The organism is Streptomyces sp. NPDC046925 (genome assembly GCF_040644915.1).
Classification (GTDB): Bacteria; Actinomycetota; Actinomycetes; order Streptomycetales; family Streptomycetaceae; genus Streptomyces.
The window spans coordinates 1-25,273 of sequence record NZ_JBEYWZ010000007.1 but is presented as its reverse complement, the minus strand read 5'-3'; the positions used below and the strand labels follow the sequence as shown (position 1 = coordinate 25,273).

Sequence of the window (25,273 nt, the reverse complement as noted above, 5' to 3'; positions counted from 1 at the left end):
GGGAATTCTGGCCGTTTCGTTTCGCGTCGAACAGCGCGTGCGTTCGATCACTGAGCCGGAAACTCGCCGGAAAAGGAGGGCTTGTCGCCCGTAGGCTGGGAGGTATGACCACGACGGGGGAGAGCCACAGCGCGGCCGTGACCGGGCCGTGGTGGTGGGAGCGGCGGCGTAGTGCCGTGCTGGATGTGGGGCTCGCGTTGGCGTCGGCCGCGGAGTGCGGGGCCGAGGGGGTCACGTTCTCGGGGGATACGGGGGTTCCCGCGGCGGTGGGTGTGGGGTTCGGCGTGCTCGCCGGGTTCTCGCTGGTGCTGCGGCGGCGGTGGCCCATTGCCGTGGTGCTCGTCTCCATTGCGATCACGCCTGCCCAGATGGGGATTTTCCTCACTGTCGTCGGGCTCTACACGCTCGCCGCCTCGGAGCTGCCCCGGCGGATCATCGGGGCGCTCGCGGGGATGTCTCTGCTGGGGACGCTCATCGTCACGTTGGTGCGGACCCGGCAGGACATGGAGAGCGGGGATCTGGGGTTCGCGGAGGGGTTCATACCGTTCATCGCGATCACCACGTCGATCGGGCTGACGGCGCCGCCGATCCTGCTCGGGTTGTACGTGGGGGCGCGGCGGCGGCTCATGGAGAGTCTGCGGGAGCGGGCCGACAGCCTGGAGCGCGAGTTGCAGCTCCTTGCCGAGCGGGCCGAGGAGCGGGCGGAGTGGGCGCGTAACGAGGAGCGGACCCGTATCGCGCGGGAGATGCATGACGTCGTCGCTCACCGGGTGAGTCTGATGGTCGTGCATGCGGCGGCTTTGCAGGCGGTGGCGAGGAAGGATCCCGAGAAGGCCGTGAAGAACGCGGCTCTGGTCGGGGACATGGGGCGGCAGGCGCTGACGGAGCTGCGCGAGATGCTCGGTGTGCTGCGGACCGGGGAGCCGACGCCCCCTGCGGGTGGCCGGCACGGTTCGGTCTCGGATGTGGTGCCGCTGGCCGCCGTGGGGTTCGCCGCCGCGGCGGCCGCGTCGCGTGCGGTGGACGAGGACGGGCCGTGTCTGGCGGAGCTCGAGGAGTTGGTGGGGCAGTCGCGTGCGGCGGGGATGGCGGTGGCGCTGTCGGTGGAGGGGGAGTCCCGCGGGTATGCGGCGGACGTGGAGCAGACGGCGTACCGCGTGGTGCAGGAGGCGTTGACGAACGTGCACAAGCACGCCGCGGGCGCCAAGACGTATGTACGGCTCGCGCATCGTGGGGCGGAGATCGCGATGCAGGTGGAGAACGAACCGCCGCCGGAGGCGGGACCCGGGGATGCCCGGCTGCCCAGTGGCGGCAATGGCCTGGTGGGCATGAAGGAACGGGTCACCGCGTTGGGCGGGGTGTTCGTGTCGGGGCCGACGGATGCGGGTGGTTTCCGTGTGTCGGCGGTACTGCCGGCGGCGGCTGCCGTGGCCGAGGCTTGAGGGGCCCGGTCGCCCCCGTTTGTCTCAGCCTGTTTTGAGGCGTTCCGGTTGGGTGCCTGAGGCCAGGGTGGAGAGGGCCTCGTCGATGTGGGAGCCGAGGTACCAGTCGCCGCTGTGGTCGAGGCTGTAGACGCGGCCCTCCGCGTCGATGGCGAGGAGCGCCTGGGTCTCCGTCTCCTCTCCTATGGGGCACACCTCGGTGTCGAGGGCGCGGCCCAGGTCGCCGAGTGTGCGGGCCAGGTGGAGGCCGTAGAGGGGGTCCAGGTGCACGGTGGCGGGCGCTATGTGGCGGCCGGGCCCCTGCGGCGTGATGTGCAGCCCGCCGAACTCCGCCCACGCTTCGACGGCGGCGGGGAAGACGGCGTGCTGGTGTCCGGCGGGCGAGGTGTGGCGGCGCAGGACGTCGGCCCAGATCTCGGCCTGCTTTATGTCCCAGCGTCCGGGGGTCCAGCCGGCGGCGCGCAGGGCGGCGTCGACGGGGACGGGGAAGCGGGGTGACGCGGCCGTCGGGGACGCGGGGTTCTCGGTGTGCTGTTCCGTGTGCATGGGCCCTCGTAGTGTTTCGCGGCTCGGTGTGGGGTCAGGCTTCCGGCGTCGTGGGGTCCACGATCCGTACGCCGAAGTGCGCCGTGAGGGCGGTGCAGGAGCGGCAGGGGCGGGCGAAGCCGCCGTGCAGGGGGTCGCCGTCCTCGCGGATGCGGCGGGTGGTGAGCTTGGCGTGTTTGAGGGCCTTGCGGGCCTCGCCGTTGGTCATGGGTTTTCGTGCCGCGCGTTTGGACCGGCTGCCGTCGGCCGCGGTGAGGTGCCGCGAGATGAGGATGGCTTCGGCACACCTTCCGGTGAACCGTTCGCGCTGGCCGCTTGTGAGGGTGTCGAGGAAGTCCTGTACGAGTGGGTGCAGAGCGGGAGGTTCTTCGCCGCGCCCCGCGGTACAGGTGAGGGTCGCGCCGCGGACGGAGAGCGCGGCGGCGACGGTGGGAAGTATCCCGTCGCGGCGCTGGCGCAGTACGGGCGCGTGCGCGGAGGCGCTGCTCCAGCCGACGCGCGGATCACCCGCGCCGTCGGGGTGCCCGGCGGTCGCCGAGGGCGCCGTCGTGGCCGCTGGGCGGCCGGTCGTGCCGGTCTGTGCCGTGTGCATGGTGGTGCTTCCCTCCCCGCAACTCGCGGTAGTGACCGCGTGTGCCACGCCCCCGCGTTGCGGTGACAGCCTGCCAAATGGGGCGGGTGGTGCGGAAGCTGGGGCGCCGCGACACGCCTGGCTTTCGTCGCACGGTGACGGTCCGGTGGCTGCTGGTCATGGAACCGGAGGCCCGGTGACCGGTGTCGTCCTTGCGCATAGGCTGTCGACATCCGCAGACCGCGGAACGCAGGACGAAGTACGCACATTCGATGTACAGCGATCCGCAGAACCATTGACGCAGAACCATTAACAGTGCCGCAGGGGGCAACCGCCATGACGACAGGTCGGCTGGGGCAGCAAGCCGCGCCGCCGAACGCGGCCTACGCCGGGCAGGTCGTGCACTTCCCGGATCCGGTCCGGGCCACGCGCCATCCCAGAGGTGTGCGCGTCGACGAGCACGGCTATCCGGATTTCTCCGCCTACGCGCGTGCGGCCGCCGAGATCGCCGAGCCCCCGGAGGGTTTCGGCGTCGACGAGCTGCGCCTGACGGACTACGTCTCCGCGAACGCGGCGATGGCCGCGGCGGACCACGACCTGTGGGACACGATTCCGCCGGTGGCGACCCCGCACGGCTGGACGTGGCACCACGTGCCGGGCGGTCGGCGTCTTGAGCTGGTCCCGGTGGAGGTGAAGGCGCTCCTGCGGCATCACGGCGGGCTCGCGACGACGCCGGTGGACCAGAACAAGAGGGGTACGCGGCCGCTCCAGGAGACGCGTCCCGCGCATCTCGCGCTGCCGAGGTCGGCGGTCGCGGTGAGCGAGCAGGACGTCCTGGGCGTCGAGGAGGATCTGGGTTACCGGCTGCCGGGCGCCTACCGTTCCTTCCTGAAGGCGGCTGGCGGCTGCGCGCCGGTGGGTACGGCGCTCGACGCGGAGCTCGGTCTCCTGATCGACCAGCCGTTCTTCACGGTGCGGGACGAGGCCGCGGTCAACGACCTGGTGTACGTGAACAAATGCCTGCGGGACCATCTCACCAAGGACTACCTGGGAGTCGGTTTCGTGCAGGGCGGCATTCTCGCCGTGAAGGTCAAGGGTGACCGGATCGGGTCGGTGTGGTTCTGCGCGTACGACGACGCGCGGGACGTATCGGAGACGGCCGGCTGGGCACCCGCCGAGCGGGTGGAACGGCTGCTGCTGCCGTGCGGTGACGACTTCGACGCGTTCCTGTCGCGGCTCGCGGGCAATCCGCCGGAGTTGGAGACCGTGGCGAACCTGATGGTGGACGGCGGCTTCGCGCACGCCGTCCCGGTGGGGGAGTGACTTGTCGATGGTGACCTTCGCGCAGGCGCAGGAGCGCGCCGAGGAGTGGATCAACGCCGATGTGCCCGGCTACCAGCATCGTGAGGTGCGGGTGCGGGAGTTCGAGCTCGGGTTCGTCGTTTGGGCGGAGGACCGTGAGAACGGTCCGGTGTCCGACGGCGGCCGGCAGCGGCTCGTCATCGCACGGGACAGCGGTGAGGCCACGCTCTGGCCGGGTCTGCCGGTCGGTGAGGTGATCCGCCGGTACGAGGAGGAGTACGGCCTCCCGGAGGCGGCGCCGGAGGATGCGGCGCCGCCCGCGCCGGAGCGGGTCGACCTGAATCAGACGTCGTTCCTGTTGAGCCCTCCGGAGTGGCTCCAGGAGGCGGCGGACAAGCTGGGCATTCCGGATCGCAGGGCGGGGTCGGGGAGTTCGGCGGGGGCGACGGGCTCGGCGGGGGCGGGGGCGGCGGGTGCCGCGGCTTCGTCTGCGCCGTCTGCTCCGTCCGCGCCGGGTGCTCCGTCTGCTCCGTCCGCGCCTTCTGCCCCTTCCGCACCTGTCGCACCTGTCGCTCCTGCCGCGCCCGCGGCTGCCGCTGCTCCCGAGGCGCCCGGCGGGGGTACGCCGTGGCCTGCCGCCGGTGCGTCCGGTGCGCCTGCCGGGGCTACCCCGTGGGCCGGTACGGACACGAACGCCGACAACGGCGACGACCGTTCGGTGCAGGCGCCCGCGACGGTGTTCGCGCCGCCGTTGGTCGGCGGTGACGACGACGACACTCCGCCGCCCGGTGTGGCCCCCGAGGCCAAGACCGCGCTGATGCACGGCGGCAGCGGCCTGCCGTCCACGACGGTCGCGCCCGCGATCGACGGCCAGGGCCAGCCGCCGCAGCCCGGTGCCGGTGCTCCCGACCCGGCCGCGTACGGCTATCCGCAGGGCCCCGGCGCGCAGCCCCCGGCCGCTCCGACGGCTCCGGGGCCGAACCTTCCCCCACCGCCCGCCGGTGCCGCGGTGAACCTGCCGCCGCCTCCGGGTGTGAGCGCTCCTGACCCGGCCGCCTACGGCTACCCGCAGGGTTCCGCTCAGCAAGCCGTGCCGCCCGGCGCGGGGGACATCGCCGACGCCGCGACCAGCAAGGCGCAGGCTCCGCCGCGCGGTGCCCGTGGCGGCGGCGCCGGTACGCCGCCGCCTCCCGGTGCTCCGGGGGTGCCCGGCGCAGGCGCCGCAGGGGCTACGCCGCCGCCGTCAGGACCCGGCGCTCCGGGCACCCCGGCGGGCGGTTACGTCCCGACGCAGCTCGTCTCGGCGCTCGGCCCCGACGGACCTCAGCCGCCCGCGGCTCCGGATGCCCCGCAGCCTCCCGGCGCCCCGAACCCGCCCGGCAGCACCCCGCCACCCGGCGGCGGTGTCCACCACGCGGCGACGATGCTGGCCGACCCGAGTATGGGCGGCCCCGGCGGGATCAAGCCGCCGGGCGCTCCCGGCGCTCCGGGTGCCCCGCAGCCTCCCGGTCCGCCCGGTGCTCCGGGTGCTCCGGGTGCGCCCCAGCCTCCCGGTCCGCCCGGCGCCCCCGGTGCTCCGGGTACGCCTCCCGGCGGTGTCCACCACGCGGCGACGATGCTGGCCGACCCGAGCCTGGGCGGCCCCGGCGGGATCAAGCCGCCGGGCGCTCCGGGTGCCCCGCAGCCTCCAGGTCCGCCCGGCGCCCCCGGTGCTCCGGGTGCCCCGAACCCGCCCGGCGGCACCCCGCCCCCCGGCGGCGGCGTCCACCACGCGGCGACCATGCTGGCCGGACCCGCGGTCGGCGGCCCCGGCGCGCCCATGCCGCCGCAGGCCCCCGGTGCTCCCGGCGCCCCCGGCATGCCGCCGCCCGCGCCGGGTCAGCCCGCTCCCGGCCAGCCCTACGGCTACCCGCAGCCGCCCACCGGTCAGCCGACCGTCGGCCCCGGCTACCAGGCCGTACTGCGCTACCGCGCGCAGGACGGCTCCGAGCAGCAGCTCATCCGCCGCTCGGCGCCCGGTACTCCGCACCCGGAGTGGCAGATCCTGCACGAGCTGCGCGGCATGAACGTGCCGCCGCAGCAGGTGCTCGAACTCCACACGGAGCTGGAATCCTGCGAGCTGCCGGGCGCGTACTGCGCCCGCATGATCCGGGAGACCTGGCCGCAGGCGCGGATCACGAGCATCGCCCCGTACGGCAAGGACCACGCGTCCCGGCAGGGCGGCATGCAGCAGCTCATCGCGCACCAGGCCGAGCTGCACCAGGTCGCGGACGGTCCCGCGCGCCCCGCGCCGGTGCGCGCGCCGCTGCCGCAGGTGCAGCCCGCGCCGCCGATCCCGCCGGAGGGCGTGGCGCAGGAGTTGGTGGGTGCGTTCGGGCCCGGCATCTTCCGCTTCGACCAGCGGGCGGTGTCCCGGCAGGGCGTGCCCGACCTCGTGGCGCACACGCTCGTCGTGGCGGGCCTGCCCGTCGACTTCGGTCCGTTCTTCTGGGCGCAGGCCCAGCCGGGACGTCCGGTGCCCACTCTCGCCGAGACGGCGCAGGAGCGCGGGGTGCAGCCGGCGTCGGACGCCGGTTCGTACCTCGTGATGGGCAGCGACTTCGGCCGGGCGATCTGTGTGCAGTACGGCACGGCGAACATCGTCGCCGTGCCCGTGGAGGCCGGTCCCGGCGGTGCTCCGGTGCCGCCGCAGTTCGTGAACACGGGGCTGCCCGAGTTCGCGCGCTGCCTGGCGCTGCTCGGCCGGATGTGGCGGCTGCGCTTCGGGCTCAACCAGGAGCAGGCGGGCCGCTGGACCGTCGACTTCCAGAGTCAGCTCGCGGCCCTCGACCCGGCGGCGCTCGCGTCGCCGGAGAGCTGGTGGTCGGTGCTTCTCGAGCAGATGTGGGACGGCCTGCTGTAGTCCGCGCCGTGCCGCGTCAGGCGTCCGACCCCGTGCTGGGGTCGGGCGCCTCTCGCGTTTTGCGGGCCGTCGTACCCTCGATTCCGACTTCTGATGGCAAATGGCGCATCCTTGAGCGGATGAGATGTGCGGAGTGTCGCGTTATGAGCGCTTCCGCTTGATCCATCAAGATGTGCGCCAATCACGCAGTACGCGCGTGGAGCGTCGGAGGAGGGATTCACGATGAGCAGCGGTGCAACGGCGTCGGAGCACGGTTTCGTCGCCGTGCGCGGGCGTGGCTACCGTCCCGAGCAGGTGGACGCGTACGCCCTCGAACTGTCCGAGGACCGCGACGGCGCGTGGGAGCGCGCCGCCCGGCTCACCGTCCTCACCAAGGAGATGGAGGCGGAGGCCGAGCGGCTGCGGGAGGTGGTCTCGCGGCTCGCCCCGCAGACGTACGAGGAACTCGGCGAGCGCGCGCAGCGGATCCTGGCCCTGGGCGAGGAGGAGGTCGCCGCCGTGCGCGAAGCGGCCGATGCCGATGTGCGGGGCATGGCGGAGGCGGCCGACGCCGAGGCGCAGAAGCTGCGTGAGGCGGCTCGCGCGTACGCCGATGAGATCCTCGGCGAGGCCGACGAGCGGGCCCGGCAGCGGCTGCTCGCCTGCCGTGCCGCCGCGGACGAGTCGCGGATCGGGGCCCGGCACGACGTGAAGGAGTGGCGGGGCGAGGCGCTTGCCGCGCTGCGGGAGATGCGGGAGCGCAGTGCCGCGCTGATCGAGGAGCAGGAGAAGGAGCAGGCCGAACGCTGGGAGGCCGCCGAGCGGGAGATCGCCGCGCGGGAAGCGGAGGCGGAGAAGCGTGAGGCTTCGCTGGTGGCCGCGGCGGAGGAGCGCCTTTCCGAGGCGAAGCGGGCCCTTGCCGAGGCGGAGGAGTCCGCCCGGCACGGGCAGGAGGACGCGGAGGCGCGGGGCGCGGAGTTGATCGCTGCCGCGGGGGCGCGGGAGGAAGGGATCGCCCGGGACACCGAGCGGATGCTGCGGGAGCACGGGGAGGAGTGGGACGAGGTGCGGGCGCACATGGAGCATGTACGGAGCAGTCTCGCTGCGCTGACTGGGCGGGCTGCCGCCGAGGGAGCGCCTTAGCCTGCGGCTGGCCGGTGGGTTTCGGGGCGCCGCTTCGCGGCGAGTTTTTCCCGCCCGCCCGTTACTCCGCGTCCAGATCCTTGCCGTACTACCTTTTCGTCACCCCCGCCAGGATCCAGCCCTCCACCGCCTCGTACCGCCTGCGTTGGTCATCCGATTCCCTGGGGCCCGACGACACCGTGCCCAGCCAGCCCAGGAGGAAGCCGAGGGGGATGGAGGCGATGCCTGTGGTGGTGAAGGGGAACCAGTTGAAGTCGTGGTTCGGGAAGGCTGATGTGGGGGCGCCCGAGACCAGGTTGGTGCCCGTCATGATGATGATGGAGCCGAGGGTGCCGCCGATGAGGGTCCACAGCAGGCCCCTGCGGGTGTAGCGGCGCCAGAAGAGGCTGTAGACCAGTGCCGGGGCGAGTGCCGATGCGCCCAGGCAGAAGGAGAGGGTCACCAGCGGTTGCAGGTTGTGGTGCTGGACCATGACCGCGAGGACGATCGCCACGCCCCCTACGGCGAGCGCCGAGACGCGGGCCAGTGTCATCTCGCGGCGCGGGGTGAGCTCCTCGCGGAGGCGGAGGTGGGCGAAGACATCGTGGGCGAGGGAGTTGGCGCAGGCCAGGATCATCCCGGCGACCGACGCGAGCAGCGTCAGGAAGATCGCCGTCGTGACCGTGGTGAAGATGAGGGTTTCCGCCGTTGAGGCGTTGGACCCGAACACCGCTCTGGAACCCAGCAAGTACGCCGTGTTGCCCTGCGGGTCCGCCTGTGCGATCGCCGCCCGGCCGACCATCGCCGTCGCGCCGAAGCCGACGATCGCGATGATGAGGACGAAGAGCGCCACGGACGACACTGCCCACGACATCGACCGGCGCACCTCACGCGCGCTGCGCGCCGTGTACATCCGCATCGTGACGTGCGGCAGGCACGCGCCGCCGAGTACGACCGTGAGCTCCGAACTGATCATGTCCAGGCCGGGGTGGGGGCCGCCAGCGAACTGGAGCCCGGACTGGAGGAAGGCGGGGCCCACTCCGCTGCCCTTCTCGGCGGCGGCCAGGAGCGCGCCGGGGTCCCAGTCGAAGCGGCGCAGGATCAGGGCGGCGATGACCGCTCCGGAGCCGAGCAGCATCACGATCTTCAGGATCTGGATGAGGGCGGTGCCCTTCATGCCGCCGATCGCCGCGTAGCTGATCATGAGTGCGCCCAGTGCGACGACGCAGCCCGTCTTCACGCCCTCGCCGGAGAAGCCGAGGATGAAGGAGAGCAGGTCGCCCGCGCCCGCGAGTTGCACCAGCATGAGCGGGATGAGTGCGGCGAGTGTCGCCGCGCATGCCGTGATCCGCACGGCCCGGCCCGGCATCCGGCGGGCCAGTACGTCGCCCATGGTGAACTGGCCCGCGTTGCGCAGGGGTTCGGCCAGCAGGAACATCAGAAGCATCAGGGACAGGGCGGTGCTCAGGGCGAGGACCACGCCGTCGTATCCGAGGAGGGCGATGATTCCGCCCGTGCCGAGTACGGTCGCCGCCGAGATGTAGTCGCCCGCGATCGCCAGGCCGTTGCGCATCGGGGACAGCGCACCGTAACCCGCGTAGAACTCGCCGAGATTGTCGCGGTCGGGGCCCGTCATGACGCACAGGAGCAGGGTGAGCGTGACGACGGCGGTGAACGCCACCAGGGACATGGCCTGCGCCGAGTCGGCGGCCAGGGTAACGGACGGGAGCACGGGAGTGGTGCCGGGGGTCATCGGTTGGCCTCCAACTCCGCCAGTTTGCGCAGCCGTTCGGACAGCGGGTCGACCCGGCGGCGGGCCGTTGCCTCGTACAGTGCTATGGCGACGAGGGTGACGGGGACCTGGCACAGGCCGAGCAGCAGGCCGGTGGTCAGGCCGCCGGAGACCGTGTCCGTCATCAGGGACGGGGCGAAGGCGGAGAGGATCAGGAAGAGCGTGAAGTAGCCGAGCGCGGTGAGGGTGGCGACGCGGCGCTGCCAGCGGTAGGCGCTGCGCAGATGGCGCAGGTCGCTGTGGCGGCCGAGTGCGGGGTGCCGGGGGAGCTTCGGCCGTGGCGGGGGCGTCGGGGCCGCTGCGGGCTGCCAGGGGTAGGTGAGGTGGGTTGGGGGCGTGGGGTGAGTGGGGTGGGTTGGCTGCGTGGGGTGAGTGGGGTCAGTGGGGTAGGCGGGGTAGGCGGGGTACGAGGGGGACGAGGCGTGTGGGGGGAGGTGGGGGTGATAGGCGTGGTGAGGGTGGTGTGGTTCCCGGGGAGGGGCTGGCTGCTGCGAGCGGTCGGGGTGTTGGGGCTGGTGAGGGTAGGACATCCCGGTTCTCCTTGCGCGGCGTCGGTCCGGTGCGGGACCGCAGGGAGCGAGAGGTGAGGATCGAGCACGTTACTCGTAAGTAGTAGAGCCGCGTAAGGTTTTGCCCATACTGGGTGGTCGGTTTATTCGGCCGGTCTGTTCAAGGGGCTTTTACGCGCGGCCTGTTCGGCGGCCTGTTCGGTGTTTTCCCTGCTCGCCGGGGGTTCCGTCGCCCCGATTTCCGGGCCCTGCGCGCCGATTACCGGAAAGCCCCGAGGAGCCAGGAACACCAGTACGAGGAGGGCGAGTACCGCCGCGCAGCCCGCGCCCACGTACACCGTGTCCACCGCCGAGTCGACCGCGCGCCGCAGCCGTTCGGGGTCGGCGACGGCGGCCGGGTTCTCCAGGGCGTGGGCCACCGAGTCCAGGGAGCCCGCGCCGCCGAGCCGCGAGGTGAGGACTCCGTTGGCGACCGCGCCGAAGAGGGCGGCGCCCAGGGTCTGGCCTATCTGGCGGCAGAAGAGGATGGACGCGGTGGCCGTGCCGCGCTCGGACCAGCCGACGGTGGACTGCACCCCCACGATCAGCGGCAGTTGGAAGAGGCCGAGTGCCGCGCCGAGAAGCAGCATGATCAGCGCCGGCTGCCAGGCCTGACCCGGATAGGGCAGGAAGGGGAACGCGAAGAGGAAGAGCGCGGCCCCGCCGATGCCGATGAGCGCCGTGTCGCGGAAACCGAGCCTGCGGTAGACGTGCTGGCTCAGGGCGGCGGAGACCGGCCAGCTCAGCGTCATCACGGAGAGCACGAACCCGGCGGCGATCGGCGCGAGGCCGAGCACGGACTGGGCGTACGTCGGCAGGAAGACCGTCGGCGCGACCATCAGGAGGCCGAGCGCGCCGAGCGCGAGGTTGACCGCGGCGATGGTGCGCCGCCGCCAGACCCAGCCGGGGATGATCGGCTCCGCCGCGCGCCGCTCGATGACCACGACGGTCCCGGCGAGCAGCAGCCCGCCCCCGAACAGCGCGAGCGACTGCGCCGACAGCCAGCCCCAGGCGACGCCGCCCTGCACGAGCGCGGTGAGCAGGACGCCGCCGCAGGCGAAGACGGTGAGCGCGCCCGCCCAGTCGATGCGCCCCCGGACCACCGCCGCGCGCTCCGGCTCGTGCAGGTGGCGCACGATCAGCCACAGGGCCACCGCGCCGATGGGCAGGTTGATCAGGAAGATCCAGCGCCAGTCGGCGTACGCGGCGATCAGTCCGCCCAGCGCCGGGCCCGCCACGGACGAAGTCGCCCACACCGTGGACAACTTGGCCTGGATCTTGGGGCGTTCCTTGAGCGGGTAGAGGTCGGCGGCGAGCGTCTGCACCGTCCCCTGGAGCGCGCCGCCGCCCAGGCCCTGGACGATGCGGAAGGCGATGAGCGCACCCATGTTCCAGGCCACGGCGCACAGGGCCGAGCCGATCAGGAAGAGGATGCTGCCCGCGATGAGGACGGGCTTGCGGCCGAAGGTGTCGGAGAGCTTGCCGTAGATGGGCAGGGTGACGGTGACGGCGAGGAGATAGCCGGAGAAGAGCCAGGAGAAGACGGAGAAGCCGCCGAGGTCGCCGACGATCTGCGGAATGGCCGTCGAGACGATCGTGGAGTCCAGGGCGGCGAGCGCCATGGCGAGCATGAGAGCGGCGACGACGGGGCCGCGCCGCCGCCGTATGCCCTCCGGGCCCGACGCCGCCGCACTCGGCGCATCCGGTCCCGACGCATCCGACCCCGATGCCTTCGCGCCTGACCCCGACGCATCCGACCCCGATGCCTTCGCGCCCGACCCCGACGCCTCCGCCCCCGATCCCTTCGCGCCCGACCCCGACGCCTCCGCCCCCGACGCCTCCGCCCCCGCGCTCGCCGCCTCCGCGCCCGACCCATCCGCGCTGCCGTCCGCGTCCACCGAGATTCCTTCCCCCTGCATCTATTTGCTCCGGGCCACCATCTCACCCGGTGCACCCTCGGGGGCAGGGGTGGAGAGCATCCCGGCAGGTGGGCCGGTGTCCGCTCGGCAGGAGGGTGGAGCGACCCCGAGAACGGCTCCACCGGGAGGTGGAGATCCCCTAAGGGATCCTCCGTACTACGGACCGGGGACCGTTCGTACTGCTGGAGGACGAGAAGGCCGCTGCCGCTTCTTAGATTGGCTTTATGCCGACGGGGCGGGCCGGGAAAGACGTCGGGCGGGTCAGCGAGAAACGGCCCGGGTCCGACCAGCCACACCTTCGGGGGTGGGGTTTTCCCCAGCAGAAGACTGCGCCGGGCACCAGGGTGCTCGGGCCGTCGGACGACCAGAATCTTTATGCGCGGCGAACACGCCCGGCCTACTGCATGACCGACTTAGGAGACTTACCGTGACATCGGCTGTAACCATTCCCAGGCACGGGGGCACTGGAGGGCGTACGGCCGTGGCGGCACGGGCGCGCCAGGTCGTGAAGGCGTACGGATCGGGGGAGACCCGGGTCGTCGCGCTCGACGAGATCGACGTGGACATCGCCCGCGGGCAGTTCACCGCGATCATGGGTCCGTCCGGCTCCGGCAAGTCGACCCTGATGCACTGCCTCGCGGGTCTCGACACCGTCTCCTCCGGGCAGATCTACCTCGACGAGACCGAGATCACCGGCCTGAAGGACAAGAAGCTCACGCAGCTGCGCCGGGACCGGATCGGCTTCATCTTCCAGGCGTTCAACCTGCTGCCCACGCTCAACGCCATCGAGAACATCACGCTCCCGATGGACATCGCGGGCCGCAAGCCCGACCGCGGCTGGCTCGACCAGGTCGTGGAGACCGTCGGTCTCGCGGGCCGCCTCAAGCACCGCCCCACCGAGCTCTCCGGCGGCCAGCAGCAGCGCGTCGCCGTGGCCCGCGCCCTGGCCGCGCGCCCCGAGATCATCTTCGGTGACGAGCCGACCGGAAACCTCGACTCCCGTGCCGGAGCGGAGGTGTTGGGCTTCCTGCGCAAGTCGGTGACCGAGCTCGGCCAGACCATCGTGATGGTCACGCACGACCCGGTGGCCGCCTCGTACGCGGACCGTGTCCTCTACCTCGCGGACGGCCGGATCGTCGACGAGATGTACTCGCCGACCGCCGACTCCGTCCTGGACCGCATGAAGGACTTCGACGCGCGGGGGCGTACGTCATGACCGTCCTCAAGACCTCCGTGCGCAACTTCTTCGCGCACAAGGGCCGCATGGCGCTCTCCGCCGTGGCCGTGGTCCTGTCGGTGGCGTTCGTCTGCGGGACGCTCGTCTTCTCCGACACGATGAACACGACGTTCGACAAGCTCTTCGCGGCCACGTCCGCCGACGTCACCGTCACCTCCAAGTCCGCGACCGACCCCGGCGACCGGCCCGACTCGGGCAAGCCCGAGTCGATGCCCGCGTCGGTCGTCGAGCGGGCGAAGAAGGCGGACGGCGCCAAGTCCGCCGAGGGCGCGGTCAGCAGCGAGAGCGTCACCGTCGTCAACGCCAAGAAGAAGAACGTCGGACCGACCAACGGCGGCCCGACCATCGCCGGCAACTGGACGCGCAACGAACTGCGTTCGATGGACATCACCTCAGGGCACGCCCCGCGCGGCCCCACCGACGTGATGGTCGACGCCGACACCGCCGACAAGCACCACCTCAAGATCGGCGACGCGCTGCGCACCATCGCCGTCACCGGCGACCACACCGCCAAGATCTCCGGCATCGCCACCTTCAAGGTCACCAACCCCGGTGCCGCGATCGTCTACTTCGACACCCCGACCGCACAGCGCGAACTCCTCGGCGCCACCGGCCGGTTCACCCACGTCAACGTCACCGCCGACGCGGGCGTCAGCGACACCGTCCTCAAGCGGAACGTCGCCGGGACCATGGGCGCGGACGGCTCCGCGTACGCGGTCAAGACGCAGCAGGAGACGTCGGACGACAACCGCGACAGCGTCAGCGGTTTCCTGGACGTCATGAAGTACGCGATGCTCGGCTTCGCCGGAATCGCCTTCCTCGTCGGCATCTTCCTCATCATCAACACCTTCTCGATGCTGGTCGCCCAGCGCACCCGCGAGATCGGCCTGATGCGGGCCATCGGCTCCAGCCGCAAGCAGGTCAACCGCTCCGTGCTCGTCGAGGCGCTGATGCTCGGCGTCATCGGCTCGGTCCTCGGGGTCGGCGCGGGCGTCGGGCTCGCCGTCGGCCTGATGCAGCTGATGTCCGGCATGGGCATGGAACTGTCCACGCAGGACCTCACCGTCAAGTGGACGACGCCTGTGGTGGGCCTGGTCCTCGGCATCGTCGTCACCGTCCTCGCCGCCTACCTCCCCGCGCGGCGCGCCGCCAAGGTCTCCCCGATGGCCGCCCTGCGCGACGCCGGAACACCGGCCGACGGCAAGGCGAGCGCCCTGCGCGCGGTCATCGGCCTGGTCCTCACCGGCGCCGGCGCCTTCGGCCTCTACACCGCCTCGCAGGCGGACAAGGCCAGCGACGGTTCGCTCATGCTCGGCGGCGGCGTGGTCCTCACGCTCATCGGGTTCGTCGTCATCGGCCCGGTCCTCGCGTCCGGCGTGGTCCGCGTCATCAGCGCCGTACTCCTTCGGTGGTTCGGCCCCGTGGGGCGGATGGCCGAGCGCAACGCCCTGCGCAACCCGCGCCGCACCGGCGCCACCGGCGCGGCCCTGATGATCGGCCTCGCGCTCGTCGCCTGCCTCTCCGTGGTCGGCTCCTCGATGGTGGCCTCCGCGACGGACGAGCTCGACAAGTCGGTCGGCGCGGACTTCATCATCCAGTCGAACAACGGCCAGGCGATCACCCCGAAGGCCGCGAAGTCCCTGGAACAGGCCGACAACATCGCCCACATCACCCAGTACAAGGACATCAAGGCCGACCTGACGGCACCGAACGGCAAGACCGCGAAGAAGGTCGGCCTGAGCGCCGCCGACGCCACGTACGCCGAGGACCTGCGCAGCGAGACCGTCGCCGGCACGCTCGCCGACGCCTACAAGCCGGACTCCATGTCGGTCGGCGAGGACTTCGCCAAGGACCACGGCATCTCGGTGGGCGACAAGGTGAAGCTCGCCTTCGACCACGGCAGGACCGGCGAGCTGACGGTCCGGGCGATCACGTCGAGCGACGCGGCGATCGACGGCGGCGCGATGTACGTGAACATCAAGACCGCGGCGAAGTACCTGCCCGCCGACCGGATGCCGCCCAACATCATCATGTTCGCCAAGGCGGCCGAGGGTCAGCAGGACGCGGCGTACAAGTCGCTGAAGGCGGCCATGGCCGACTACCCGCAGTACAAGGTCATGGACCAGACCGACTTCAAGCAGACGCTGAAGGACCAGGTCGGCCAGATGCTGAACATGGTCTACGGCCTGCTCGGCCTCGCGATCATCGTCGCCATCCTGGGCGTCGTGAACACCCTGGCCCTCTCGGTGGTGGAGCGGACCCGGGAGATCGGCCTGATGCGGGCCATCGGCCTCTCGCGCCGCCAGCTGCGCCGCATGATCCGCATGGAGTCGGTGGTCATCGCCCTCTTCGGCGCGCTGCTCGGCCTGGGGCTCGGGATGGGCTGGGGAGCGACGGCCCAGAAGCTGCTCGCCCTGGAGGGTCTGAAGGTCCTGGAAATCCCCTGGCCGACGATCATCACCGTCTTCATCGGCTCGGCGTTCGTGGGCCTGTTCGCGGCGCTCGTCCCCGCCTTCCGGGCGGGCCGGATGAACGTCCTGAACGCCATCGCCACGGAATAGCTCCCGCCACGGGGGTGCGGGAGACGGCCCCGGCGGGCGCTACGGCGTCCGCCGGGGCCGGCTGCTGTTCCCCGGGGCCCCGTTTTCGTTGCGGACCGGCCGGATCTTGCCGACAGGAAGCGGCGACAGGACTCGACGACCAGCGGCTGTCACTCGGTAGTCGTACGCTGGAGACCCCCCGGCCCGTTTACGTTGCCGGGCGGTTCGCGTTGCCCCCGCGCGCCTTCGAACCTGGACGGAAAGCGAAAGCCCACATGAGCCTGCAAGGTCTGCTCGACGCTGTCGTCAAGGACGCTGCCCTCGCCGAAGCGGTCAAGGCCGCATCCGACGGCAACCGCATGCACGTGGACCTGGTCGGCCCGCCCGCTGCCCGCCCCTTCGCGATCGCCGCCCTCGCCCGCGAGACGAACCGCACCGTCCTGGCCGTGACGGCGACCGGCCGCGAGGCCGAGGACCTGGCCGCCGCCCTGCGCACGATCGTCCCGCCGGACGGTGTCGTCGAGTACCCCTCCTGGGAGACGCTCCCGCACGAGCGCCTCTCGCCCCGCTCCGACACCGTCGGCCGCCGCCTCGCCGTCCTGCGCCGCCTCGCGCACCCGCGCCCCGACGACCCCGAGACCGGCCCGGTCTCCGTCATCGTCGCCCCCGTCCGCTCGGTCCTCCAGCCGCAGGTCAAGGGCCTGGGCGACCTGGAGCCCGTCGCCCTGCGCACCGGCGACAGCGTGGACCTGAACGACACCGTGGAGGCCCTCGCGGCAGCCGCGTACTCCCGCGTCGAGCTGGTCGAGAAGCGCGGCGAGTTCGCCGTGCGCGGCGGCATCCTGGACGTCTTCCCGCCGACCGAGGAACACCCCCTGCGCGTCGAGTTCTGGGGCGACGACGTCGAGGAGATCCGCTACTTCAAGGTCGCCGACCAGCGCTCCCTCGAAGTCGCCGAGCACGGCCTGTGGGCCCCGCCCTGCCGCGAGCTGCTCCTCACCGACGACGTACGGGAGCGCGCCGCCGCCCTCGCCGAACAGCACCCCGAGCTCGGCGAACTGCTCGGCAAGATCGCCGAGGGCATCGCCGTCGAGGGCATGGAGTCCCTCGCCCCCGTCCTGGTCGACGACATGGAGCTGCTGCTCGACGTCCTGCCGGAGCAGAGCATGGCCGTGGTCTGCGACCCCGAGCGCGTGCGCACTCGCGCGGCCGACCTGGTGGCGACCTCGCAGGAGTTCCTCCAGGCGTCCTGGGCGGCGACGGCGGGCGGCGGCGAGGCCCCGATCGACGTGGGCGCGGCCTCTCTCTGGGGTATCGCGGACGTCCGTGACCACGCGAGCGACCTCGGCATGATGTGGTGGTCGGTCTCGCCCTTCGCGGCGGACGAGGAGCTTGACGACGACACCCTCAAGCTCGGCATGCACGCCACCGAGACCTACCGCGGCGACACCGCGAAGGCGCTCGCCGACACCAAGGGCTGGCTCGCCGAGGGCTGGCGCACCGTCTATGTGACGGAGGGCCACGGCCCCGCGGCCCGTACCGTCGAGGTCCTGGGCGGCGAGGGCATCGCGGCCCGCCTGGACGCGGAGCTCGCCGCACTCACGCCCTCCCTCGTGCACGTCACCTGCGGCTCGATCGACTACGGCTTCGTGGACCCGGCCCTCAAGCTCGCGGTCCTCACCGAGACCGACCTCTCCGGCCAGAAGGCGGCCGGCAAGGACGGCCAGCGGATGCCCGCGCGCCGCAGGAAGACCATCGACCCGCTGACCCTGGAGTCCGGCGACTACATCGTCCACGAGCAGCACGGCGTCGGCCGCTACATCGAGATGGTGCAGCGCACGGTCCAGGGCGCGACGCGCGAATACCTCGTCGTGGAGTACGCCCCCGCCAAGCGCGGCCAGCCCGGCGACCGCCTCTACATCCCCACCGACCAGCTGGAGCAGATCACCAAGTACGTCGGCGGCGAGGCCCCCACCCTGCACCGCCTCGGCGGCGCCGACTGGACGAAGACGAAGGCGCGCGCGAAGAAGGCGGTCAAGGAGATCGCCGCCGACCTCATCAAGCTCTACAGCGCCCGCATGGCCGCCCCCGGCCACGCCTTCGCCGCCGACACCCCCTGGCAGCGCGAACTGGAGGACGCCTTCCCGTACGTGGAGACGCCCGACCAGCTCACCACCATCGCCGAGGTCAAGGACGACATGGAGAAGACGGTCCCGATGGACCGCCTGATCTGCGGCGACGTCGGCTACGGCAAGACGGAGATCGCGGTCCGCGCCGCCTTCAAGGCCGTCCAGGACGGCAAGCAGGTCGCAGTCCTCGTCCCGACGACGCTCCTGGTGCAGCAGCACTTCGGCACGTTCTCCGAGCGGTACTCGCAATTCCCGGTGAAGGTGCGGGCATTGAGCCGCTTCCAGACGGAGACGGAGTCCAAGGCGACCCTGGAGGGCCTGCACGACGGCTCGATCGACATCGTTATCGGAACGCACCGCCTCTTCTCCTCCGAGACGAAGTTCAAGGACCTGGGCCTGGTCATCGTCGACGAGGAGCAGCGCTTCGGCGTCGAGCACAAGGAGCAGCTGAAGAAGCTGCGCGCCAACGTCGACGTCCTGACCATGTCGGCGACCCCCATCCCCCGTACGCTCGAAATGGCCGTGACCGGCATCCGCGAGATGTCGACGATCACCACGCCCCCCGAGGAGCGCCACCCGGTCCTGACCTTCGTCGGTCCCTACGAGGAGAAGCAGATCGGCGCGGCCATCCGCCGCGAACTCCTGCGCGAGGGCCAGGTCTTCTACATCCACAACCGCGTCGAGTCGATCGACCGGGCCGCGGCCCGCCTGCGGGACATCGTCCCCGAGGCGCGCATCGCCACCGCGCACGGCCAGATGTCCGAACAGGCCCTGGAGCAGGTGGTGGTGGACTTCTGGGAGAAGAAGTTCGACGTGCTCGTCTCCACGACCATCGTCGAGTCGGGCATCGACATCTCGAACGCCAACACCCTGATCGTCGAGCGCGGCGACAACTTCGGCCTCTCGCAGCTCCACCAGCTGCGCGGCCGCGTGGGCCGTGGCCGCGAGCGCGGTTACGCCTACTTCCTCTACCCGCCGGAGAAGCCCCTCACGGAGACCGCCCACGAGCGCCTGGCGACCATCGCCCAGCACACGGAGATGGGCGCGGGCATGTACGTGGCGATGAAGGACCTGGAGATCCGCGGCGCGGGCAACCTCCTGGGCGGCGAGCAGTCGGGCCACATCGCGGGCGTCGGCTTCGACCTCTACGTCCGCATGGTGGGCGAGGCGGTGGCCGACTACCGCGCGTCCCTGGAGGGCGGCGTGGAGGAGGAGCCGCCGCTGGAGGTCAAGGTCGAGCTGCCGGTCGACGCGCACGTCCCGCACGACTACGCCCCCGGCGAGCGGCTGCGCCTCGCGGCCTACCGCTCCATCGCGTCCGCGAGCAGCGAGGAGGACGTCAAGGCGGTGCGCGAGGAGCTCACCGACCGCTACGGCAAGCTGCCCGAGCCCGTGGAGAACCTTCTCCTGGTGGCGGGTCTGCGGATGCTGGCCCGCGCGTGCTCGGTCGGCGAGATCGTGCTCCAGGGCAACAACATCCGGTTCGCCCCGGTGGAGCTGCGGGAGTCGCAGGAGCTGCGCCTCAAGCGCCTCTATCCCGGCACGGTCATCAAGGGCAATGCCCACCAGCTCCTGGTGCCGCGCCCCAAGACGGCCAAGGTCGGCGGGAAGCCGTTGGTCGGCCGTGAACTGCTCGGCTGGGTGGGGGAGTTCCTGACGTCGATCCTGGGGTCGTAGCCGGAGTTCCGGCCGGGCCCTAGGCGGTGCAGGCGTCGGCGATCGAGCGGCTGTTCTCGTAGAGGTGGTGGCGCGTGACGCGGCCGTCCTCGACGGTCAGCCGCAGCGCGAAGGGCCCTTCGAAGGACTTGCCGGTCTCGCGCACGGTGCCCCAGAGCTGTCCGAAGATCACGGCGTCCGTTCCGTCGACCATGATGGTGTCGACGGAGGCGCCGGCCTTCTCCGGAACCGTGTGCGCGGCGAGTTCGCCCGACTGGGCGGCGCACTCGGCGGCGGTGGACCGCGGCCGGATCCAGGGCACGCCCGGGTTCTCGGCGAGCATCCAGTCGACCTCGTCGGAGAAGAGGGCGGTGAGGCCTTCGGTGTCACCGTTCAGCCGGTAGCCCAGGAAGGCCTGGACGGCGGCGCGGGTGGCTTCCTCGGTGGAGGGCGTGACGGTCATCGGGACTCCTCGGTCGGTGTTCCTGCGATGCCCTCGATACTTCTGCGGCGCCGGGGAAGGGTCGATTACGCCGGAGGTAATACCGGCGGCCATTACGGTGACGGTGGCAGATCGCAGCGCGTGGAACAGGGAGGGGATGTGCCGTGGGGCATGGAGCCGAGGCGGGGCTCGTCCGTGAGGGGCGGGGCGCGGACGAAGTGAGGCCCGGCAGGCGCGGAGTTGGCGCCGCGCTGCTGCTCGCGCTCGTCGTCACCGCGACCGGAGCCGTCACGGGGTGCTCGCCCGAGGAGAAGACCGGGGGCTCCTCCGGGCCGGGCGCCAAGGCCGGGCCCGCGCTCGCCGCCGTGGACACGCTCACCGTCAAGGGCCGCGCGCCCAAGACCGGTTACGACCGGGAGCGGTTCGGCAGCCCCTGGGCCGACACGGACTCCAACGGCTGCGGCACCCGCGACGACATACTCAAGCGGGACCTGGACGACGTGAAGTACCGCGACGGCGGGGACTGCGACGTGGCGTCGGGGAAGCTCTCGCCCGACCCCTACACGGGCAAGGAAGTGACGTTCGTGCGCGGCCGCAGCCAGGTCGACATCGACCATCTCGTCGCTCTCTCGGACGCCTGGCAGAAGGGCGCGGGCAAGTGGGAGCCGAGCAAGCGCATCGCCTTCGCCAACGACCCGCTCAACCTCCTGGCGGTCGACGCGGGCCCCAACCGCGGCAAGGGCGACGGCGACACGGCCACGTGGCTGCCGCCGGACAAGGGCTACCGGTGCGCGTACGTGGCCCGGCAGGTGGCGGTGAAGAAGAAGTACGAGGTGTGGGTGACGGGCGCGGAGCGGGACGCGATGAAGCGGGTCCTTTCGGGCTGTCCCGACGAGAAGCTGCCCACCGGCGACAGCCCGACGGCGGCGCCGGGCCGTTTCCACGCCCGCTGAGGCGGCTCCCCGGCACCGGCTGGTACGGACGAACGTGCGAAAAATGGCTTAACAGGCGAGGTCCGTGCCCGCTAGCGTCCGGGGCATGGACCTGAAGATCACGACCCTCTCGGAGCGGCCCGAACTGGCGCAGCCGCTCTGGGCGATGGACGACACCTGGCCGGAGTTCATCGGCAACGACCCCGTCGCCTGGTCGATGATCGGGCGGATCGTCACGGACTTCCCCGAGTACGTCCTGGTCGCCACGGACGAGCGGGGCGAGGTCGCGGCCAAGGGGTTCAGCGTGCCGTTCGCGCTGCGTGCCGAGGGGCGCGGGGAGCTGCCGGACGGCGGCTGGGACCAGGTCATGCTGTGGGCGTTCTCGGATCTGCGGCACGGCAGGAAGCCCGACACGGTGAGCGCCATCGAGATCACCGTGGCCAAGGAGTACCTCGGGCACGGTGTCTCGGGGCGGATGCTCGCCGCGATGCGCGAGAACGCGGGCGCGCGCGGCTTCGCGGAAGTCGTCGCACCGGTGCGCCCCAACGCCAAGCACCTCGAACCGGCCGCGCCGATCGACACGTATGCACAGCGCAAGCGGGACGACGGCCTGCCCGCCGACCCGTGGCTGCGGGTGCACGTGCGGGCGGGCGGCACCATCGCGAAGGTGGCGCACGCGTCGATGACGGTGTCCGGGTCGACCGCGCAGTGGCGGGCGTGGACGGGCCTTCCCTTCGACACGGCGGGCCTAGTCGAGGTGCCGGGCGCGCTGGTGCCGGTGCACTGCGAGCCGGAGCGCGGGTACGCGGTGTACGTCGAACCGAACGTGTGGGTACGGCACGTGCTGTGAGCCCGTGCCGCACAGCGTGTGGCCTCGGGAGTCAGCCCGCGAGCTTGTCGATGTCCATGACGTCGCCCTTGGGGGGCGTCGCGTCGACCGGCTTGTCGAAGTCGCTGAACGACAGGAACTCCGGCGTCTTGGCGCTCTCGTTCACGATCTTCAGCAGGTACGGCTTGCCCTCCGTCGCGACGTAGAGGGTGTGCCGGTCCTTGCCGTCCCGTTCGGTGAGGGTGAGGGCCGGTGTGCCGTCGACCGTGGTCGTCTTGCCCCTGCTGGCGGCGGAGTCGACGTCCTTGAAGTCCGCGAGCAGGACGTCCAGATCGCAGAACTCGGCGATCTCCTTCGTGTCGGTGCCGGTGGCGGACGTCTTCACCCACTTGTCGGCGAGCATGTTCACGGCGGCGTCGGTCTCGGCGGCGGGCTCGCCCTTGCCCTGGGCGCGCAGGAACTTCTCGTCGTACTTCATGTAGACCGTGCTCTTGGTCGTGATCAGGTCGAGCGAGCCCTCCCCGCCCATGGCCATCGAGCCCGCGCACCGGCCCTTGGTGTCGAAGGCCATGTCCAGCTCGATGGTGCCGTCCTCGTCCGGGACCTTGCCCTGCACGGTGAGGGACGAGGCGTCGGTCGTCGCCTTCACCGCCTTGTCGACGATCTCGGGCCCGGACAGGCCGGGGAACGGCCCCGCCTCCTTCTTCCCGGCGTCGCTCGATCCTTTGGAGCTGCCGGCCCCTCCCGAACCTGCGGATTCGCTGCCGCAGGCGGTCAGCCCGACGGTCGCTGCGGCGGCCAGGCACACGGCGGCAAGAGTGGTACGTCGCATGAAGATCCCCCCACGGGAACTCGGAAGTGCTGTCAATATTTCAACAGAGCTTGTGAACCGAGTCAACACGAATCAAATTCAAGCCTCAGTACACACGCGTGAAGTCGGTGCTCCCGCATACGTGAGTAGGATCGGCGCCACACACGCCGGGGCGGGCACGCTGCCGGCGGGGCGGCGGGACCGAGGGGAGCCAGGCGGTGCGGGACAACGCGACAGAGGTGACCGCCGCGGGGATCGCCCGGCTCGCCGGTGTGGGCCGGGCGGCCGTCAGCAACTGGCGGCGCCGCCACCCGGACTTCCCCAAACCCGTCGGCGGCACGGAGACCAGCCCCTCCTTCGCGCTCACGGAGATCGAGAAGTGGCTGCGCGCCCAGGGCAAGCTCGGTGAAGTACCGCTGCGTGAACGCGTCTGGCAGCACCTCGCGGGCCACCCCGCGGGCCCGGTCACCGCCCTCCTGCACGCGGGCTGCGCCCTGCTCCTCGTACGGGACCGCCCCTCTCAGTGGGCCGGGGTGAGCGCGGAGCCGGACGAGCGGATGGCCGAGCTGCTTCCGAAGGCGCTGGAGAGCGCGGTCGCCCCCCGCTTCGGCGGCCCCTTCCCGCCCGTCCCCGACGCCGCGCGACTGCTGCCCTCCGTCCCCCTCCTGCGCGGCGTGGCCGAACTCGCCTCCGAGACGGGGGCCCGGCAGGCGTACGAGTTCCTGGTCGGGCGGCACATCGACGCCAACCCCCGGCAGTACACGCTCACTCCGGCCGGACCCGCCGACCTGATGGTCGCGCTCGCCGGGCCCGCGACGACCGTGCTCGATCCCGCCTGCGGGACCGGCGCCCTGCTGCGAGCCGTCGAGCCGGGCCCCGGCCAGTGCCTCCAGGGCCAGGACAGCGCCCCCGAACTCGCCGCCCTCACGGCCCTGCGCCTCGCCCTGCACTCCGACGCCGGAGTGCGCACCGCCGCCGCCGACACCCTGCGCGCGGACGCCTTCGCCGGGACGCGGGCCGACGCGGTGCTCTGCCACCCGCCGTTCAACGAGCGCAACTGGGGGCACGACGAACTCGCCTACGACCCCCGGTGGGAGTACGGCTTCCCGGCCCGTACGGAGTCCGAACTCGCCTGGGTCCAGCACGCGTTGGCCCGGCTCAGGGACGACGGCACCGCGGTCCTGCTGATGCCGCCCGCCGCCGCGTCCCGCCGCTCGGGGCGCCGGGTGCGCGCCGATCTGCTGCGCCGCGGCGCCCTGCGGGCCGTCATCGCACTGCCCGCGGGCGCGGCACCCCCGTACAACATTCCGCTGCACGTCTGGGTCCTGAAGAGGCCTGCGCCCGGCGTGCAGGCCCCGCCCGGACTGCTCCTCGTCGAGACGGCGGGGCTCGCCGAGGTCGACGGCAGGGACCGGCGGACGTGGCAGCCGGTGCAGGACGCCGTGCTGGACGTCTGGCGCCGCTTCGACCGGCACGGCACGGTCGACGAACAGCCGGGGCTCGCCCGCTGCGTGCCGGTGCTCGAACTCCTCGACGACGAGGTCGACCTGGCCCCGGCCCGCCGCCTGCCGCCCCCGGCCGCGGGCGGCGGCGCCGAGGAGCTGACGGCCGTCCGCGAACGGCTCGGGGACGCCGTACGGCGGACGGCCGACCTCATGCCGCCGCCCGTGAAGGCGGCCGAAGCGGTCAGCAGGCCCCTCACCACGGTGGGGGAACTCGCCCGCGCGGGCGCGCTGTTGCTGCACACCGGAACCGGCGCGGGAGGCGCGGCGCCCGGCGTCACACGGGTCCTCACCGAGCACGACGTGCTGGCCGGCACGCAGCCCTCGGGATCCGTCGGCCCGCCGGTCGACCAGGTCGGCGACCCTGTGGTGACCCGCCCCGGCGACGTCGTCATCCCCGTCTCCGGCGGCACCACCGCGGCCCGCGTCATCGACGCGACCACGGCGGGCGCCGCCCTGGGCAGGGGGCTCACCCTCCTGCGCCCCGACCCGGACGCCCTCGACCCTTGGTTCCTCGCCGGCTTCCTGCGCGGCACCGCCAACAACCGCCAGGCGAGCAGCTATGCGTCCACCGCGGCCCGGCTCGACGTCCGCAGGCTCCAGCTGCCGCGCCTGCCCCTAGAGGGACAGCGCGGGTACGGGGAGCGGTTCCGCTCGCTCGCCGCCTTCGAGGACTCCCTGCGCCTGGCGGCCGTGCTGGGCGAGCAGTTGGTGCGGGGCCTGCACGACGGACTGACGGACGGCACGCTTCCGCCGGAATGAGAGGACCGGGTTCCGGCCGCGCCGCGGCACAGGCCGCGACCGGGACGTGACCAGTACGGCAACGGTTCGGTACAACCCGGGACCGCTTCTCCTTGTCGGCCTATACGCTCGAATCTGCATCCGTTCGTATTTCGACTTTCGGCCGTGCGTTCCCCCGGGGGCCCACCCCCGCTACGACCTGGACACCCGCGCACGGGTCTTTCCCGCCCTGCCCACCCCGCTGATCCGCGACAGGCGTACGGGCGAACTGCTCGGCGTCCGTTACCTGGGGGAGCGGCAGGTGATCCACGCCCTCGACCCGCATTTCGCC

At 71.9% G+C, this 25,273-nt stretch carries 17 protein-coding genes; 10 read left to right on the top strand and 7 right to left on the bottom strand.

Annotated elements, in window-relative coordinates; translation table 11 throughout:
• The first annotated feature begins 104 nt into the window (after positions 1–104).
• Positions 105–1,442 carry a histidine kinase gene (locus ABZ906_RS27080; RefSeq protein ID WP_361195291.1) on the top strand — a complete coding sequence of 446 codons (1,338 nt, stop codon included), beginning with the start codon at positions 105–107 and terminating at the stop codon, positions 1,440–1,442.
• Positions 1,443–1,466: 24 nt separating this feature from the next.
• Here ABZ906_RS27080 and ABZ906_RS27075 read toward each other — a convergent pair whose 3' ends face one another.
• Positions 1,467–1,988, bottom strand: coding sequence for an SUKH-3 domain-containing protein (locus tag ABZ906_RS27075; RefSeq protein ID WP_361195293.1), 522 nt, complete (start codon positions 1,986–1,988; stop codon positions 1,467–1,469).
• 34 nt (positions 1,989–2,022) lie between these two features.
• Positions 2,023–2,580 carry a YwqJ-related putative deaminase gene (locus ABZ906_RS27070; protein ID WP_361195295.1) on the bottom strand — a complete coding sequence of 186 codons (558 nt, stop codon included), beginning with the start codon at positions 2,578–2,580 and terminating at the stop codon, positions 2,023–2,025.
• A 315-nt stretch (positions 2,581–2,895) separates the two neighbouring features.
• Here ABZ906_RS27070 and ABZ906_RS27065 point away from each other — a divergent pair, with 315 nt between their 5' ends.
• The 3 genes from ABZ906_RS27065 to ABZ906_RS27055 all read left to right on the top strand — a co-directional run bounded on the left by ABZ906_RS27065 (position 2,896) and on the right by ABZ906_RS27055 (position 7,885).
• Positions 2,896–3,882, top strand: coding sequence for an SMI1/KNR4 family protein (locus ABZ906_RS27065; protein WP_361195297.1), 987 nt, complete (start codon positions 2,896–2,898; stop codon positions 3,880–3,882).
• A 7-nt stretch (positions 3,883–3,889) separates the two neighbouring features.
• Positions 3,890–6,763, top strand: a complete 2,874-nt coding sequence (locus ABZ906_RS27060) for an SUKH-4 family immunity protein (protein WP_361386860.1) — start codon at positions 3,890–3,892, stop codon at positions 6,761–6,763.
• A gap of 222 nt (positions 6,764–6,985) precedes the next feature.
• Entirely contained in the window at positions 6,986–7,885 is a 900-nt protein-coding gene (locus tag ABZ906_RS27055; RefSeq protein WP_361386857.1) for a cellulose-binding protein, read from the top strand.
• Between the two features lie 88 nt (positions 7,886–7,973).
• Here ABZ906_RS27055 and ABZ906_RS27050 read toward each other — a convergent pair whose 3' ends face one another.
• From ABZ906_RS27050 to ABZ906_RS27040, 3 genes are all read right to left on the bottom strand, one after another.
• A complete protein-coding gene (locus ABZ906_RS27050) occupies positions 7,974–9,617 on the bottom strand; it encodes a cation acetate symporter (RefSeq protein ID WP_361386854.1) in 1,644 nt (547 codons plus the stop codon).
• The gene (locus ABZ906_RS27045; protein WP_361386851.1) at positions 9,614–10,186 is read right to left on the bottom strand and encodes a DUF485 domain-containing protein; all 573 of its coding nucleotides are present in this window, start codon (positions 10,184–10,186) and stop codon (positions 9,614–9,616) included. The genes ABZ906_RS27050 and ABZ906_RS27045 overlap by 4 nt, the downstream gene beginning before the upstream one ends.
• 122 nt (positions 10,187–10,308) lie before the next feature.
• Positions 10,309–12,123: an MFS transporter gene (locus tag ABZ906_RS27040; protein WP_361386848.1), complete on the bottom strand. Its 1,815-nt coding sequence runs from the start codon at positions 12,121–12,123 to the stop codon at positions 10,309–10,311.
• Between the two features lie 427 nt (positions 12,124–12,550).
• Between ABZ906_RS27040 and ABZ906_RS27035 the strand changes: the two genes are divergently transcribed.
• From ABZ906_RS27035 to mfd, 3 genes are all read left to right on the top strand, one after another.
• Positions 12,551–13,339, top strand: coding sequence for an ABC transporter ATP-binding protein (locus tag ABZ906_RS27035; RefSeq protein ID WP_361386845.1), 789 nt, complete (start codon positions 12,551–12,553; stop codon positions 13,337–13,339).
• Entirely contained in the window at positions 13,336–15,921 is a 2,586-nt protein-coding gene (locus ABZ906_RS27030; protein ID WP_361386842.1) for an FtsX-like permease family protein, read from the top strand. The genes ABZ906_RS27035 and ABZ906_RS27030 overlap by 4 nt, the downstream gene beginning before the upstream one ends.
• A gap of 254 nt (positions 15,922–16,175) precedes the next feature.
• Positions 16,176–19,706, top strand: a complete 3,531-nt coding sequence (gene mfd, locus ABZ906_RS27025; RefSeq protein WP_361386839.1) for a transcription-repair coupling factor — start codon at positions 16,176–16,178, stop codon at positions 19,704–19,706.
• 19 nt (positions 19,707–19,725) lie between these two features.
• Here the strand turns inward: mfd and ABZ906_RS27020 are convergent, their stop codons facing one another.
• Entirely contained in the window at positions 19,726–20,148 is a 423-nt protein-coding gene (locus ABZ906_RS27020; RefSeq protein WP_361386836.1) for a nuclear transport factor 2 family protein, read from the bottom strand.
• Positions 20,149–20,381: 233 nt separating this feature from the next.
• Between ABZ906_RS27020 and ABZ906_RS27015 the strand changes: the two genes are divergently transcribed.
• Positions 20,382–21,080 (top strand): HNH endonuclease family protein, encoded by a 699-nt coding sequence (locus ABZ906_RS27015; RefSeq protein ID WP_361387427.1) that lies wholly within the window; start codon positions 20,382–20,384, stop codon positions 21,078–21,080.
• An 85-nt stretch (positions 21,081–21,165) separates the two neighbouring features.
• On the top strand, positions 21,166–21,909 hold the full coding sequence (locus ABZ906_RS27010) for an N-acetyltransferase (protein WP_361386833.1): 744 nt from the start codon (positions 21,166–21,168) through the stop codon (positions 21,907–21,909).
• A 31-nt stretch (positions 21,910–21,940) separates the two neighbouring features.
• Here ABZ906_RS27010 and ABZ906_RS27005 read toward each other — a convergent pair whose 3' ends face one another.
• A complete protein-coding gene (locus ABZ906_RS27005; RefSeq protein WP_361386830.1) occupies positions 21,941–22,720 on the bottom strand; it encodes a hypothetical protein in 780 nt (259 codons plus the stop codon).
• A 197-nt stretch (positions 22,721–22,917) separates the two neighbouring features.
• Between ABZ906_RS27005 and ABZ906_RS27000 the strand changes: the two genes are divergently transcribed.
• Positions 22,918–24,963, top strand: a complete 2,046-nt coding sequence (locus ABZ906_RS27000; protein WP_361386827.1) for an N-6 DNA methylase — start codon at positions 22,918–22,920, stop codon at positions 24,961–24,963.
• The last annotated feature ends 310 nt before the right edge of the window (positions 24,964–25,273 follow it).